Annotated in this window: 7 protein-coding genes; 5 read left to right on the top strand and 2 right to left on the bottom strand. The window is 39.4% G+C overall.

Going from position 1 to position 14,771, the window contains the following annotated elements; all coding sequences use genetic code 11:
• Window positions 1-582: 582 nt before the first annotated feature.
• Window positions 583-2,625 (top strand): S9 family peptidase, encoded by a 2,043-nt coding sequence (locus DDZ16_RS14755; RefSeq protein ID WP_109265257.1) that lies wholly within the window; start codon window positions 583-585, stop codon window positions 2,623-2,625.
• Window positions 2,626-3,289: 664 nt separating this feature from the next.
• Window positions 3,290-4,402 carry a Gfo/Idh/MocA family protein gene (locus tag DDZ16_RS14760; RefSeq protein WP_109265258.1) on the top strand — a complete coding sequence of 371 codons (1,113 nt, stop codon included), beginning with the start codon at window positions 3,290-3,292 and terminating at the stop codon, window positions 4,400-4,402.
• A 68-nt stretch (window positions 4,403-4,470) separates the two neighbouring features.
• Here the strand turns inward: DDZ16_RS14760 and DDZ16_RS14765 are convergent, their stop codons facing one another.
• Complete coding sequence (locus DDZ16_RS14765; protein ID WP_109265259.1) at window positions 4,471-5,631, bottom strand: aldose epimerase family protein; 1,161 nt, start codon at window positions 5,629-5,631, stop codon at window positions 4,471-4,473.
• 92 nt (window positions 5,632-5,723) lie between these two features.
• Entirely contained in the window at window positions 5,724-6,992 is a 1,269-nt protein-coding gene (locus tag DDZ16_RS14770) for a hypothetical protein (protein WP_109265260.1), read from the bottom strand.
• A 728-nt stretch (window positions 6,993-7,720) separates the two neighbouring features.
• Here DDZ16_RS14770 and DDZ16_RS14775 point away from each other — a divergent pair.
• From DDZ16_RS14775 to DDZ16_RS14785, 3 genes are all read left to right on the top strand, one after another.
• Entirely contained in the window at window positions 7,721-9,388 is a 1,668-nt protein-coding gene (locus tag DDZ16_RS14775) for an arylsulfatase (protein ID WP_232526730.1), read from the top strand.
• A gap of 93 nt (window positions 9,389-9,481) precedes the next feature.
• Window positions 9,482-13,576 carry a hybrid sensor histidine kinase/response regulator transcription factor gene (locus DDZ16_RS14780; RefSeq protein ID WP_109265261.1) on the top strand — a complete coding sequence of 1,365 codons (4,095 nt, stop codon included), beginning with the start codon at window positions 9,482-9,484 and terminating at the stop codon, window positions 13,574-13,576.
• An 11-nt stretch (window positions 13,577-13,587) separates the two neighbouring features.
• Window positions 13,588-14,766: a hypothetical protein gene (locus DDZ16_RS14785; RefSeq protein WP_109265262.1), complete on the top strand. Its 1,179-nt coding sequence runs from the start codon at window positions 13,588-13,590 to the stop codon at window positions 14,764-14,766.
• Window positions 14,767-14,771: the final 5 nt, after the last annotated feature.

The raw sequence follows: 14,771 nt of genomic DNA on the forward strand, positions 1-14,771 counted from the left end.
TAAATCACAGCAAATATATGAAGAAAATTCGACTATCATCCCGAAAGGGGTGAGTTGCGTCTGCTTACCAATCTTCAAATCAAGCACTTAGGCTTTGTAAGCCTGACGGCTATGCCCTCCGGGGACCCGGAGGTTTTGCTCCTGGCTTAGCCCCGGGACAGTTGCCCCGGGGTTATCCGAATTGGCCCCTTATCAGGGACCATACATTCTTGACATCTACAACCCGAGCTTATATAAGTTCGTTCCTTTTCAGGGACTTGATGAATTATCATAACTTAGATCATGTAAAGACACGTAATTCAGGAAGAATCTAAATGGTAATATCATTGCAAATATAAACTACTGCCTTTTGAAAAAACAGACGGTTTAGATAAAAGCCACTCAGCCTCAAAGTAGGATGGCAACGGCCAGGCGGGGTTCGCGGATTCTTCGGGAAGCAAAGCAATATCATTGATTTACACCCAGGTTGAAATTAAAACCATAAGGCAGTTTATAGTGTTATTATAATTACTCTTTCGATTGAATGAAAGAGAAGATGTTTCTGAATGAACCCTTTGAGTTACTAATCAAAATAAATAAGATATGAAACAAAGACTGATTGAGTTTACAGTGTTAATAACGATGATGTCCTTCTTGGGCCTTTCTAACTTAGTTGCTCAAAAGGCCAAGGTGTTTTCTCCCGGGAAAGTGCTGGACCTTGAACAGGTAAGAGATGTTGCGATTTCTCCTGACGAAAATTATGTGGCATATACTGTTTCCGTTCCGCGTTCCTTTTCAGACTCGCCGGGATCAGATTATCGTGAATTACATCTTTACAATTTGCAAACCGATGAGGTTAGAAAGCTTGTTGCCGGAAAAGAAGTTGTATCATCACTTGGTTGGACACCTGATTCCAGAGCAGTTACATTCAGGTCCAGGATGGATGATGTTAAGCACACTCAGGTATTTTCAATAGCTCCTGACAGCTCAAAGGCCGGGGTTTTGTTCGAGTTTCCGCAATCAGTGAGACAATACGAGTTTGCCAACAGCAATACGGTCATTTTTACAGCCACCGATTCTCTGAGTGAAGATGCCAAAGATTTTAATGAAAAAGGTTTCGATATTGATATCTATGAAGAGGAGTGGCGACATATCAGTATGTATTCGGTGGATCTTGGTACTGGTGAAACACGTAAATTAACCAATGGACAGACGGTTTATGATTTTGTTGTTTCTCCCAATGGAAAGACGGCTGCTGCTGCCATAGCTTCGAAAAATCTTACCGATTACATGTACATGTTTAAAGACATTTACACGGTGGATTTGGAAACCGGAAAGACCGAATTGATGGTGGATATTGCCGGAAAACTTGGCAAACTGGCATGGAGTCCTGATGGGAAAAAACTGGCTTTTCAGGCAGCTTCGAGTCGAAACGATGCTGTGGACGGAAGCTTATTTGTTATGGATATCCCCAACAGTAAAAGCTTTGATGAACTTCAAAACTATGGAGCAGATAAGGAGTTGTCGGTAATTGATGTGGGGTGGAAAAATGAAAAAACTGTCTTATATGCTGCAGAAGAGGGTGTTGATATTGTCTTGAGTGAACAAAAAGTAGGTTCAAATGACAGAACCAAAATTATTGATCCCAGAAAGGTAGTATTCAGCGGATTCGATGTCTCAGAGAATCTGGTTGCATTCCCGGGAAATACTTCCAGTCACCCATCAGAATTGTTTGTTTTCAATTTAAAAGATGAATCTTTGGAACGAAAGACGCATCATAACGCCTGGTTAAATGAAGTGGATCTGGCACGCCAGCAAAAGTTTGAATATGAAGCCAGAGACGGGAAAAAGATTGAAGGGGTATTATTGTATCCCCTTAATTATATGGCAGGAAACAGCTATCCACTTATAACATACATTCACGGAGGACCCGAAGCGGCTGTACAAAATGGCTGGACTACCAGGTATTCAACCTGGGGACAGGTGGCAGCAGCCAGAGACTATTTTGTATTTATGCCCAACTACCGGGCCAGTTCAGGTCGAGGTATTGATTTTACGATGGCCGGCTTTGGGGATCTGGTTGGCGCAGAATACAATGATGTACTGGATGGCATAGATGCATTGATTGACAAAGGTTTCGTAGATCCTGAAAAAGTAGGTATTGGCGGCGGATCTTATGGCGGCTATTTCTCAGCCTGGTCGGCCACCCGGCATACCGAAAGATTTGCTGCCTCTGTTGTGTTTGTCGGAGTTTCAGATCAGGTATCCAAACGGTTTACGACCGATATACCGTATGAAGATTACTATGTGCACTGGGGGTTTTGGACACATGAGGACTGGAAAAGTGTTTACGATGTGAGCCCCGTTAAGTATGCCCATCAAAGTGAGACCCCAACACTCATTTTGCATGGAACTGCCGATCCGAGAGTGCATCCGTCCCAAGGCCTTGAACTTTACCGGGCTCTTAAATTGCACAGCAAATCTCCCGTGCGACTAATCTGGTATGGAAACGAAGGACATGGTAACCGTATAAATCTTAATCAATACGATTACCTGGTAAGGACAATGGATTGGTTTGATTATTATCTTAAGTCAGATAAACCTAAAGATCAAATGCCGGCCAAGTATCCTGATTTTGAGTTTTAATTTATATATCTTCTCTTAGAACAATAGTTCGTTAAAAAAGCATAAACGCAGAGGCGCATTGACGCAAAGGTTTTATTATGAGAGACTTGTCTGTTGTGTTGCTGGCTGTGTAAGCAATAGATCATCAGGCTTTTGTAAAGAATAACGAAGTGTTGTTAGAAGAGGTAATATAAATTTCAGTAAACTAAGAAAGAGGCTGTCTTAGTAGTCCGATTTTGATGTCATCCTGAGCTTGTCGAAGAATCTTTTTTCTGAAAAACAGATGTTTCGCCTCCGCTCAACATGACATGCATTTTATATCTTATCCTTTTAACAATACTCCGCTAATCTTTTGCAATATGCTTTTAATTAGTTATTTGCAAATCAAGGGTTGTTTGTATTAAAATGCACATCGTCAGCATTTTACGATATATTTTTTGTCTAAAATCTAAAAGTCTAACGATCTATTGTTTAAGACAACCCCTTTCTTAGCAAAGTATTAATTACTATTTCTATCAGTACCTGTAAATGGCATTGGCTTCCACTGTTTCGTCAGGCATTCCCTCATCATCTTCAAAATGAACATTGCCTCCCTGATCAAATGAAAAAGTTTTGATGAATACCCATACTAAGCAGTTTTCATTTTTTTTGTTTAATTCTTGAGTATGTTTAAAAAAGTCCAGCTATGAAAAGTCTTGTTGTTTCATTCATTCTCTTGTTTATGTCCATTTCTCTGCCTGGGGTTGGACAGGACCAACCAGTAAAAATAGGCATCGCCGGATTAACACACTCCCACGTTCATTGGATATTTGGGAGTGAGAAAAGGGGAGAGATTGAAATAGTGGGCATTGCTGAACCAGACAAAGAGTTGGCCCAACGTTATGCCGATCAATATGACTTTCCAATGACCATGGTTTATGATTCACTGGACGAGATGATCGCTGAAAAGAACCTTGACGGTGTAACTGCTTTTGGCTCCATATATGAACATTTAGCGGTAGTTGAGAAATGTGCACCCGAGGGGATCCATGTGATGGTTGAAAAGCCCCTGGCGGTCAATATGGATCACGCCCGGAAAATGGAAGCTTTGGCAAAAAAATATGGCATACATTTACTGACCAATTATGAAACTACCTGGTATCCTACCAATCATGAAGCTTATGATATGATTAAGAATGATTCGGTAATTGGAGATATTCGAAAAATAGTGGTAAGAGACGGTCACAAAGGTCCCAAAAAGATAGGTGTTGATTCTGAATTTCTGGATTGGCTGACCGATCCCAAACTTAATGGGGGAGGAGCTATTATCGATTTTGGCTGTTATGGGGTTAATCTTTCTACCTGGCTAATGGATGGCAGTAGACCTCATAAAGTGACCGCCGTTACAAGGCAGTTTCAACCTGAAAATAATCCCAATGTTGATGATGAAGCCATAATTATTCTGGAATACGATCAATCTGTTGCTATTATCCAGGGATCCTGGAACTGGCCGATTGGCCGAAAGGATATGGAGATCTACGGTGTTGACGGGGTTGTATATTCCGATAACCGGAATGACTTGAGAGTTCGCATTTCTGAGGGATATGATGGCTATAACGAAAAGAAATATCATTTGGACGACAGACCAGCACCTTATGATGATCCTTTTTCATGGTTTACTGCTGTTATTAAAGATGAGGTTACTCTGGAGCCTTATTCTCTGTCTTCACTGGAAAACAATATGTTGGTTGTGGAAATTCTGGATGCAGCAATTAGGAGTGCGGAGGAAGGGAGGACTGTTTCGTTGCAGGGGAATTGATATTTTTTATTATAACAAACGGGACACAGATGCCCATTTAACATCAATGTCCCGTTCTTTAAATTTATTTATTCATTATCATCAGCCGCAACGGTTGAAAAGCGATAAATACTCTTCGATTTAAAAGTATCCCCTTTTTTTAATACAGTTGAAGGGAAATTAGGATGATTTGGTGAATCCGGAAAATGCTGCGGTTCAAAAACAAAGCATTCCCTGAATTTGTAGGGTTTTCCACTTTTACCTATTGCACTTCCATCCATGAAATTTCCACCATAAAATTGCATACCAGGCTCCTCGGTGAGTATCTCCATTTTTCTCCCACTTTTCGGTTCCCAGATTGATACAGCCCATGATAAATCCCCGTCTTCTTTGTTGAGAACAAAGTTATGGTCATATCCGTTAGCAAAACGCAATTGGTCATTTCCCTTATTAAGGTCTTTTCCAATGGCTTTTTTGTAGGTGAAATCAAAGGGAGTGTTCGAGACCTTTGCAATTTCTCCTGTCGGGATCAGCGTGGAATCAACTGGAGTGTAGTAATCGGCATTAATTTTTAAAATATGATCATTGATGGTACCATTGCCTTCTCCCTTGAGATTAAAAAAAGGATGGCTTGTTAAATTAATCACAGTCTTTTTATCTGTGTGGGCCTTGTAATATATAATCAGAGAGTTGTCTGAGGCTAATTCATACTCCACATCTACAGATAAATTCCCGGGATATCCCATTTCTCCATCCCTGGAAAGATAATGCATGGTTATGGTTGAGTCAGTAGATTGTTCTACTTCCCACACAACATTGTGGAAACCTTTTGGACCACCATGCAAGTGATTTGGGCCATTGTTTTTTGGTAATTCGTAAGTAATGCCATCCAAGATAAATTTTCCATCGTCAATACGGTTCCCGAAACGACCAATAAGTGCCCCGTGAAATACCTCATTGGAATTCATATATTCTTTTATTGAGGAATAACCCAGAACAATATCATCATAATTTCCCTTTTGGTCAGGCGTTAAAAGTCCAACAATTCTACCTCCATAATTGGTTACAGCCATGGATATATTTCCATTACGAAGAAAGAACAAGTCTGTCTTTTTATTATTTATCCGTGTTTGGAAATCTTCTTTTTTCAGGGTTTTAAAGGAAGGAACCGAACGGTCAATGGTATGGAAACATCCTGACAAAGAAATAAGTAAAAGGATGAGTGCTGCTGTGATTTTATAAATTCTCATTTTCTCATTTTTTAATTGTTTCGATCCTAAATTAATGATTTAAGGTTTATGAGTTCAAAATAAAATTGTTATCAGTCGTTTAGTGTGAATTTTCAGGGACAATCAAATTCTCCATTTATTATTTGCTCCCATTCATCTTTAAATAAAGGATTTTTTACCGGGAATCCATCCTCGTTATATCCCAGGAGGGCATCATTGAGATAAGCATTCAGTACCCATGCCGGACTTTGAGAACTAAGTTGAAATACCGGGCTTTCAATAGGGCGCCGGAAACCATAAGTGGCAACTTTTACATCGTACTCGCAAAAAGCCGAGTAAAAACTACTGAACCACTTGTCGGGATACCAATCCCGGGCAAGGAAAAAGCTTTTGAATACCACGGGATCTATAGGATCCGAATTGGCATTTTGAAGCAGAATGTTTAGCCATTCCCACATTTTAAGATCTGAAGAATAGCCGTTTTGGGTACCCCAGTCGCCCAGGTTTTGACGAAGCTTGCTTTGAAGCAGGCGGTGTAAAGAAAACTCAGTGACAATTATCTCTTTATCGAAACCATTATCTCTTATCCACTTAACATCTGCTTCACCATCTTCAATGGTGTCGACATGTGGGTGAAGATCAATGCCCTCGACTTTGTCATTATTACTGGCGATTTCGAAAACGGCCTGCAAAACAGGATTAGTGGCTGCTAATTCACTTACGCGGTTGAGAGCACCGGTGTATATCTGGTAGTTCCAATCCGATTTCTGACTTCGCCAATCATAAACCTTATTAATAAGATATCTGAGCATAAGTTTAAAATTCTCTACATCTGAATTTGGTGTTTCCCACATAGGCTCATTGCCAACAACCAGGATGTCGATATTTGATGCAATGTTTGCGGTAATTAAAAGCCGCTCAATAACCTGGATGATGTATTCTGCACCAGGGGTTCCGAGTTCCGGTACACCCATGTCATTTCGCTTAAAGTCCAGTTTGAGACTGAAAATGATACGCATAGGCTCACCATTGGAAGCAGTATAGTTTTCCAGATTCTTCAGAGCATTTAAGTCGGTAAAAGAATTAAACCGGTTTTCGTTAATTCCTGTTATTTCGCCGGATTGACTAATGTTTAGGAAGTTACTGATATTAACAAATCCTCTGACCCATTGCATATTTGCATATTGAAGGTTGTTAATATTAATATCAGCAATGTTTTCATTGAAATTGGCTCCCAGCCTAATTCCTTCATGGTGAAACGGAGGTGTATATGGATCTTCCTTTTTATCGGGATCTGGTTCATTCTTGTCTTCACTACAAGCGGAAGATCCTATAAATAATAAAAAGAATATCAACCAGAAAAAATGACTTCGCCTTATCATGATTACTTTGTTTTAAAGTTAGACTATAAATATTTTTACAAATTAAGAAGTGTTTGCGTTTATTGGGAGTCTTTTTTGTACAAAAAGAGGGGGGCTAATTATTCAAGAGTAATTCATTGGATGTGTAATGTGTTGTGGGGTAGTTGTTTATTTGATTCTGTGTGTTTGTTTTTTTATTTCTCTCATTTCCCGCTTTCAAAGTGCTTGAGGAGAGGTTTTGCCTGCTTAAGGTGTTTTCTATTAGAGAATTATATTGTTTTTGTTGTGTTTTGTTAAATGTTTTGGTTCGGGAAGGTTTGCTTAGTAATAATATAGGATGTTATCCAATGCTTAACGTGTTGGTTGATAGGTTCCTGTGTGGAGTGATCTAAAAACCCCCGTTGATTGGAACGTTTTAGCATTTTTTAAGAGGGTGGTGTGTTTACCTTTGAATTACAATATCAAAATTAACAATCATTGTTGTTTGTTTGATGTTAAATATGATTTTCACGTGGATTCATAATAGTCAATAGGTCGTTAAAAAAAACCTAAACGCAGAGACGCAATGACGCAAAGTTTTTATTATCAGAGAGTTGCAATTAATGATTGCTATTGCTTAAATAGTTCTTTATCAATTATTTGCAATCCCGAACCGTCGGGATAACGGAGTATTGAACAGCATAAGTAAAACAATAAAATAAGTTCCCTCTTTTTACGGGAACCCTTGAGCTAATTTAATTATTGTAGGGATGAACAGAAAACTAATTACTGCGGCTATTTCTTTTTTACTGCTATTTTCTTTTGGATGCAAAATGGGAAAAAAACCAAAAGAAAAAGTAGATGACCAAAAACCCAATATAATGGTAATAATGACCGACGATATGGGTTACTCTGATCTTGGGTGCTATGGAGGTGAAATTTCTACACCCAATATTGATAAATTGGCAAGTGAGGGTGTGCGTTTCACTCAATTTTATAATGCCTCGAGATGTTGTCCGACAAGGGCTTCTTTAATGACAGGATTATATCAGCATCGTGTTGGCCTGCAGGTTAATGGTCATAGTTTAAGTCAGGAAAGTATCACCATTCCTGAAGCATTGAAAAAAGAAGGTTATCAAACCGGGATGTCAGGTAAATGGCATCTTTCCCAAACCTATGAAAAAGAGAACCTGCAGGAGCATATGAAGTGGATTGCCAATCAGGCAGATTTTAGTGATTTTGCTCCCCTTGAAACTTATCCATCTAATCGTGGCTTTGATGAGATGTATGGAATTATTTGGGGGGTTGCCAACTATTTCGATCCGTTCAGTTTGGTGCACAATGAGGAACCAATTGAAGAGGTTTCTGAAGACTTCTATGTGACTGACTTTATTTCAGATAAAGCTGTTGACCTGATTGATCAGTTTTCTGAAAACGAGAATCCGTTCTTTTTATATGTTGCACATCAGGCGCCGCACTGGCCCTTACATGCATTAGAAAAAGATGTGGCCAAATATAAGGGGGTTTATGATGATGGATGGGATGCATTAAGGCAGAGTCGTTACCAAAGAATGGTTGAGTTGGGCCTTGTTGGTCCTGAGACAGCTCCAAATTCATGGAATGAATCAGGGCGTTCATGGGATGAGGTTGAGGATAAAGCCTGGGAGGCTTCGCATATGGAAGCCCATGCAGCAATGCTTGACCGTGTTGATCAGGGGGTAGGCCGGATTATTGAAAAGCTGAAAGAAAAAGGTGAGTTTGATAATACTTTGATAATGGTTTTGTCGGATAATGGGGGATCACCCGAAAGGGTGAAAAGACCAGGATTTGACAGGCCTGCAGAAACACGTGACGGCCGTAAAATAAGTTACCAGAACGATGGGTATGAGACTCCCTGGGAGGAGACTACTTTTGCCGGAATTGGGGCTGCCTGGGCCGGGGCTGTCAATACTCCCTTCCGGTATTGGAAAGTTGCTTCCCATCATGGCGGTATTGCCACTCCTTTTATTGTTCACTGGCCAAAAGGGCTTAAGTTGAAGCCTGGCTCTATTAATAAAAAAATTGTGGGGCATGTAATGGATATTATGCCTACCTGTCTGGATGTGGCAGGGGTAGAATATCAGGATTCTGTCAGAGGCATTGATATCCCTGAATTGGATGGAAAAAGTTTGCTGCCTGTCATTAAAGGACAAGAATGGGAAGGACACGATGCTATCTTTTGGGAACATGCTAAAAGAAAAGCTATAAGGAGAGGTGACTGGAAATTGGTGGCTTGGAGAGGTTTTGAATGGGAACTTTACAATTTAAAGGAAGATCTTACTGAAACCAATAACCTTGCAGGGCAATATCTGGAGCGGGTAAAGGAGATGGCTGAATTGTGGCATGAGTATGCTGATGAAGTAGGATATGACCCGGATGCCAAAGGTCCTACACATTAGAACCAATTTTTGGATCCCATTGCATGGTGAAACGATAATTCAGGAAATAGCATCGTATCTTTAAGATTGTTGTCTTGAATTAAAAAAAATAAAATGAACTTGTTTTTTAACATAGTGATTTTGCTTCAAAGCATTTTTGTTCCAGGGCAGAATAATTTTCTTGTTCGGGAGCAGAAGGCCAATATTGACTTTCACCATTTAAGTGTTGATAACGGATTGGCTCAAGCTTCTGTGCTGTCAATTAACGAGGATTCTATTGGATTTATATGGGTGGGGACTAAGTCCGGTCTGAGTAAATACAATGGACATGAGTTTATTAATTTCAAGAAAATTAATAAACTTGGAGAGAATGAGCCTTTAGGGGCGGTTTCTCAGATTCAGCCTTTTAAGCGAGGAGACTTGTTGTTGGTTTCTAATCGAAATGGTTTGCTGTGCTATGATTCCAGATCAGAAAATATAGTTCCATTTACGAATGAAAAGGAGCAGCTGTCTTTTTGGGAGCAGGTTTCTGCCATTCACTATTCAGATTCCTCAGTTGTATATATGGGAACCCGAGATGGGAAAATAGCTAAGTTTGACTTTGAAACCAAAGAGTTAAAACAATTATTTGTTCTTCCCGGGGGAGTTCATTTTGTGAACGATATTTTACCCGATAAGAGGGGTAATCTTTTGATCGCTACAAATCATGGAGTCTTTTTTTCATCAAAACCTTTTAGTGATGAATGCATTAACCTGTCAGAAAAAATGGGTATTAAAGAACCTGCAGGGAGAAATACCAGGTGTTTATATAAGAGCTCAGAATTTTTTTGGGCAGGATCCCATAAAGGAGTAATCAAATTTAGGTTGTCAGGAAATGAGGTTGAGGATTTTAGAATTTTTTCTCATGATCCGAATGAAGAAAATTCTTTGCCTCATAATGTTATCAGGGATATTGAAATCGATAACGACGGAAGATTATGGTTCGCAACGGGTAATGGCATTGCTGTTTTGGAAGAGGACAAGTTTAAATCTTTCTGTAAAGAAAAAATGAATCCTTATAGTTTAAGTGACAGGTATGTTTATTCCCTCCATTTTGACAAGGCAAATAATTTATGGGCCGGAACATATTTTGGGGGATTGAATGTTCATTATCAGTCGATGGCAGGTTATAGGGTGATTGGCGAAGACCTGGCAGGAAAGGAGTTAAGAGGAAGAATAGTGAAAAGCTTTCTTGAAACTGATACAGAGCTTTGGATTGGAACTGAAGACTCAGGAATAAGCATAGTAAATAAGGAAAGTGGAGCATGGCGGCATCTTTCTTCCGGTGATTTTTTAGTTAATAATAATATTCAGTCTCTACTTCAGGATCGCAAAGGCCGAATATGGATTGGGCAATTTCGGGGTGGAGTGACAATGATTGATAAGGGAGAAATTTTTCATTTTTCCTTTAAACCGGATGATATAAATTCATTGAGTAGTAATGTGGTGTCATTTATAAAAGAAGACCCTAATGGAAATGTATGGATAGGAACTTTCAATCGTGGGCTGAATTTATTCAAGGAAGATAAAAAGTCCTTTGAAAGAATCCCTCATGAATTTGAAGCGGATTTGAATGTTGTGGATCTTGTCTTTGCGGACGAAAGTAAAATCTTAATTCAGAATAATAATATTTTGAAATTGTCATCCTCAAATGATGTTGTATCACCTGTTTTTATTACGGATGGAAGTGTGTTGACTATTAATACCGCTGCCCATATGAAAGATGGACAAATCTGGCTGGCCACCTCAGGATCAGGATTACTAATTGGACATATTTCGGATGATCGGTTTATTATTGAAAAAAGATTATTTCCCTATGAAATTGTCAATGCAATTGTAAAAGATCGTGATGGATATGTATGGGTATCTACCAATCAATCCTTGTTCAGGGTGAATATGAAGGGTAAGGTAGAAGCATCCTTTTATCAACATCACGGATTGGATATTTCTTTTAACAGGGATGCAGGTATTTGCCTGTCTGATGGAAGCATATTAATAGGAGGGATTAATGGATTTAGTTTTTTTAAACCCGGTGTAATTTCTTATACTCAGGAGTCGGGTAAAATAATTCTGAGTGATTTGTATGTGAATTTCAATAAAGTGACTGCCTCATCTGGCAATAAAATTCTGAGTGAACCTATTCATCAAACCTCTCAGGTAGAGTTAAAGTATTTTCAAAATAATATTTCTCTTGACTTCATTAATGTTCAATATGCCCGTCGCAAATCAGAGGACTACCTCTACCGGATGAAGGGGTTAAACAATTCCTGGATTTCGAATGGCCAACAGCGGAGGGTTACCTTTAATAATCTTGATCCCGGAGAGTATTTATTTGAGGTAACTACGCAGGAAGCTTTGGATAAGGAGAAGTTTGAAAAAGCAGAAACTCTTCGCATTGTTATTACTCCCCCGTGGTGGAAAACCAATTGGGCTTTCGCAGGCTATTTTTTGGTTTTTGCATTGTTACTTTATTTCTTCCAGCGATATACCATAAACAGGGCTCATAAAAAAAATGCCCTGAAGTTGGAGAAAATAGAGCGGGAGAAGGAAAAAGAGCTTTATGAAACTAAGCTTAGTTTTTTTACAAATATCTCTCATGAAATAAGAACTCCATTAACGCTTATCATCGGGCCACTCGAGGAATACATAAACCATGTAAAAGATTCATCTGAAACCCTTACTCTTAAAATTATTCAGAAGAATACCTATCGGTTGTTGAACCTGGTGAATCAAATTCTTGACTTTAGAAAATATGAAAAGAAGGCCATTTCATTAAACCCCGAAAATATTGATCTGGTAAATCTTTTAAAAGAAGTTAAGGAGCTTTTTATGGGAGCTGCTGAAATGAAGGCAATTAATTTAGAATTGGATTATTCATCTGAGGCTTTATTTGTTGATGCTGATAAAGAAAAGATGGAAGAGCTGTTTTTTAACCTTCTATCCAATGCAGTGAAATTTGCTCCGGAGAAAAGTACTGTTTCAATAAAACTTGACACAATTACCCAGGCTCCGGTAAAGGGGCGTTTTGGACTGAGGAAAGGACTTTCCGGGAAGGTCAGAATTTCGATAAAAGACGAAGGCCCCGGAATTCCTTATGATGCCCAAAAACAAATATTCACACCCTTTTATTCAAGCCCACGGGGAAGTAAAGGCTTTAATACTGGTATTGGTCTGGCGCTTGTGAAAGAAATTGTGGATCTGCACCATGGTCAAATCTCTGTTGAATCAGAAGAAAATAAAGGATCTGTTTTCGTTATCACCCTGCCCGTGCAATCTACTTTACAGCCTTCGTTGAGCACAGAGGTGATGGAACGTGCCAGAGAGGAACGAATTACCCGAAGGATTGATCCCAGTGTATTTATTGACAAACAGGTTGGAAGTGAGGCAACTGTTATGCAGGATAGCGGAAAGCCCATGGTTTTAATTGTAGATGATAATGCCGAGATGCGGGATTTTGTGTGCAAAAGTCTATCAAGTGAATACGAGGTGGTTCAGGCTGAAAATGGAGTTTCAGGGTTTGAGACAGCGAAAAAGATGGCACCTGATATAATAGTCTCAGATGTTGCCATGCCGGTAATGGACGGTTTAACGCTGGTAAGTAAATTAAAAAAGGATTTTACAACCAGCAATATTCCGGTGATCATATTAACGGTTTACAACTCTTTTGAGAAGCAGGTTCAAGGTGCTGAAACAGGTGCTGATATTTACCTTACCAAACCATTTCAGGCCGATTTGTTACGCCAATGGATTAAGAATTTACTTGAGAAACAGGAAAATCTTACAGATCGCATCAGACATGAATTATTAATGGATCCATCTCTGCCTGCACTGGCTTCTGAAGAAGATATGTTTTTAACCGAAGCCCGCAGAATAATGGAAGATAAAATGGAGGACTCCCAATTTACTGTCGATGATCTGGCAGAAAAGATGGGTGTGAGTCGTACCGTTCTTTACCGGAAGTTCAAACAAATTGCCGGCATTTCCCCAAAGGATTTTATCAGGCAAAGCAGGTTGAAACGAGCTGCGCAACTCCTTACGGAAAGCAAAATGAGTATTGCCGAGGTCACCTACACTGTAGGTTACAATGATTTAAGATATTTCAGAGAGGCTTTTCAAAAGCAGTTTGGGGTAAATCCTTCTGAATACTCTTCAAACAAAAATGAAATTTAAAAGATAGTAAGATGAAAACAAATAAAGCCATATTTCTTTTTCTGATTGTAATGGGAATGGCCTTTTTTTCGGTCAGGTTATCATCTGCCCAGGAAATTGGGTGCAATTTTAACCATAATCCCGAAATAATCGATTTCAAATATCTGGAAAAGATTGGGGTTGAATGGGTGAGAACCACTCCCAGGATTCTTGACTATGTCTATGGTGATAAAGATTTGAACAATGATGAAGCAATAGATAAAGTAGTTGAAGCCGGAAAGAAGGGCTATAAGTTGGCCTTTGGCTTTAGATGGGGTTTTAAAAAATACGGGATGGACATTCCCAAACCCGGGTCAAAAGAAGAAAAGAAACTTTTTGAAACCGAGAGAGCAATTCTCAGGAGAGTTGGGCCATATGTTGATGTTTTTAAGCTGGGTAATGAGCCTAATCTGGAGACTAAAAAGTCTGATATGATGCCTCAAGAGGATGGGAGCATCCCTTTGGTTCGCTTTACAAAAAGACAGTTTGAGGAAGTGGTACTACCCTTTTTCGAAGACGAACTCAAAATAAAAACCCCGGATGTTTATATCGGGTCTTTTCCCCGTTTGTTCATGAAAGACGAACGAACCATTCCCGGGGTTATGGAGCTTATTCGTATGGCTCATTCCGATGATCGAATAACAGGGTTGGCAGTTCATTTGCATATTTCCTCTCTGGATGAAATTGATGAATCTTTTGAGTTTGTGAGAGATCTGATGCCCGACAAGCCGATTATTATTCCTGAGTTTTCCTTACACCGGTTGTATCAGGAAAAATCGATGGATTCTATTGGTAGCACTCCGGTGGGAAGAAGTTTCGCAAAGAAGTTTGGTAGAGATCCCTCTATGAAGTTTTATGAATGGGGAGAGATTGCCAACACTAAAGGAGTATCAAGAAAAGAATGGGAAGCATTTTTCATGTCCCGATCGTGGTTTCCGCCCCATTATTTAAAGGAATACCAATCAAGATTTACCAAATACGGAGTTGTACTTGCTACATTTCCGCTGCTGCAGCAATCATGTCCGGAGAACATGACACCAAATTCTCCAATGTGGTTTATTAATCCCCTGTATTGTCAAAAGTCCCTGATCAGGATGGAAAATGGGGATTATGCATCTAATCCGCTTGTTTTTGAGGATTTTATTGATTGGTTGAATGCTACCCGGAAATAAGCGAA

It is taken from the genome of Marinilabilia rubra (assembly GCF_003121985.1).
Lineage (GTDB): Bacteria > Bacteroidota > Bacteroidia > Bacteroidales > Marinilabiliaceae > Marinilabilia > Marinilabilia rubra.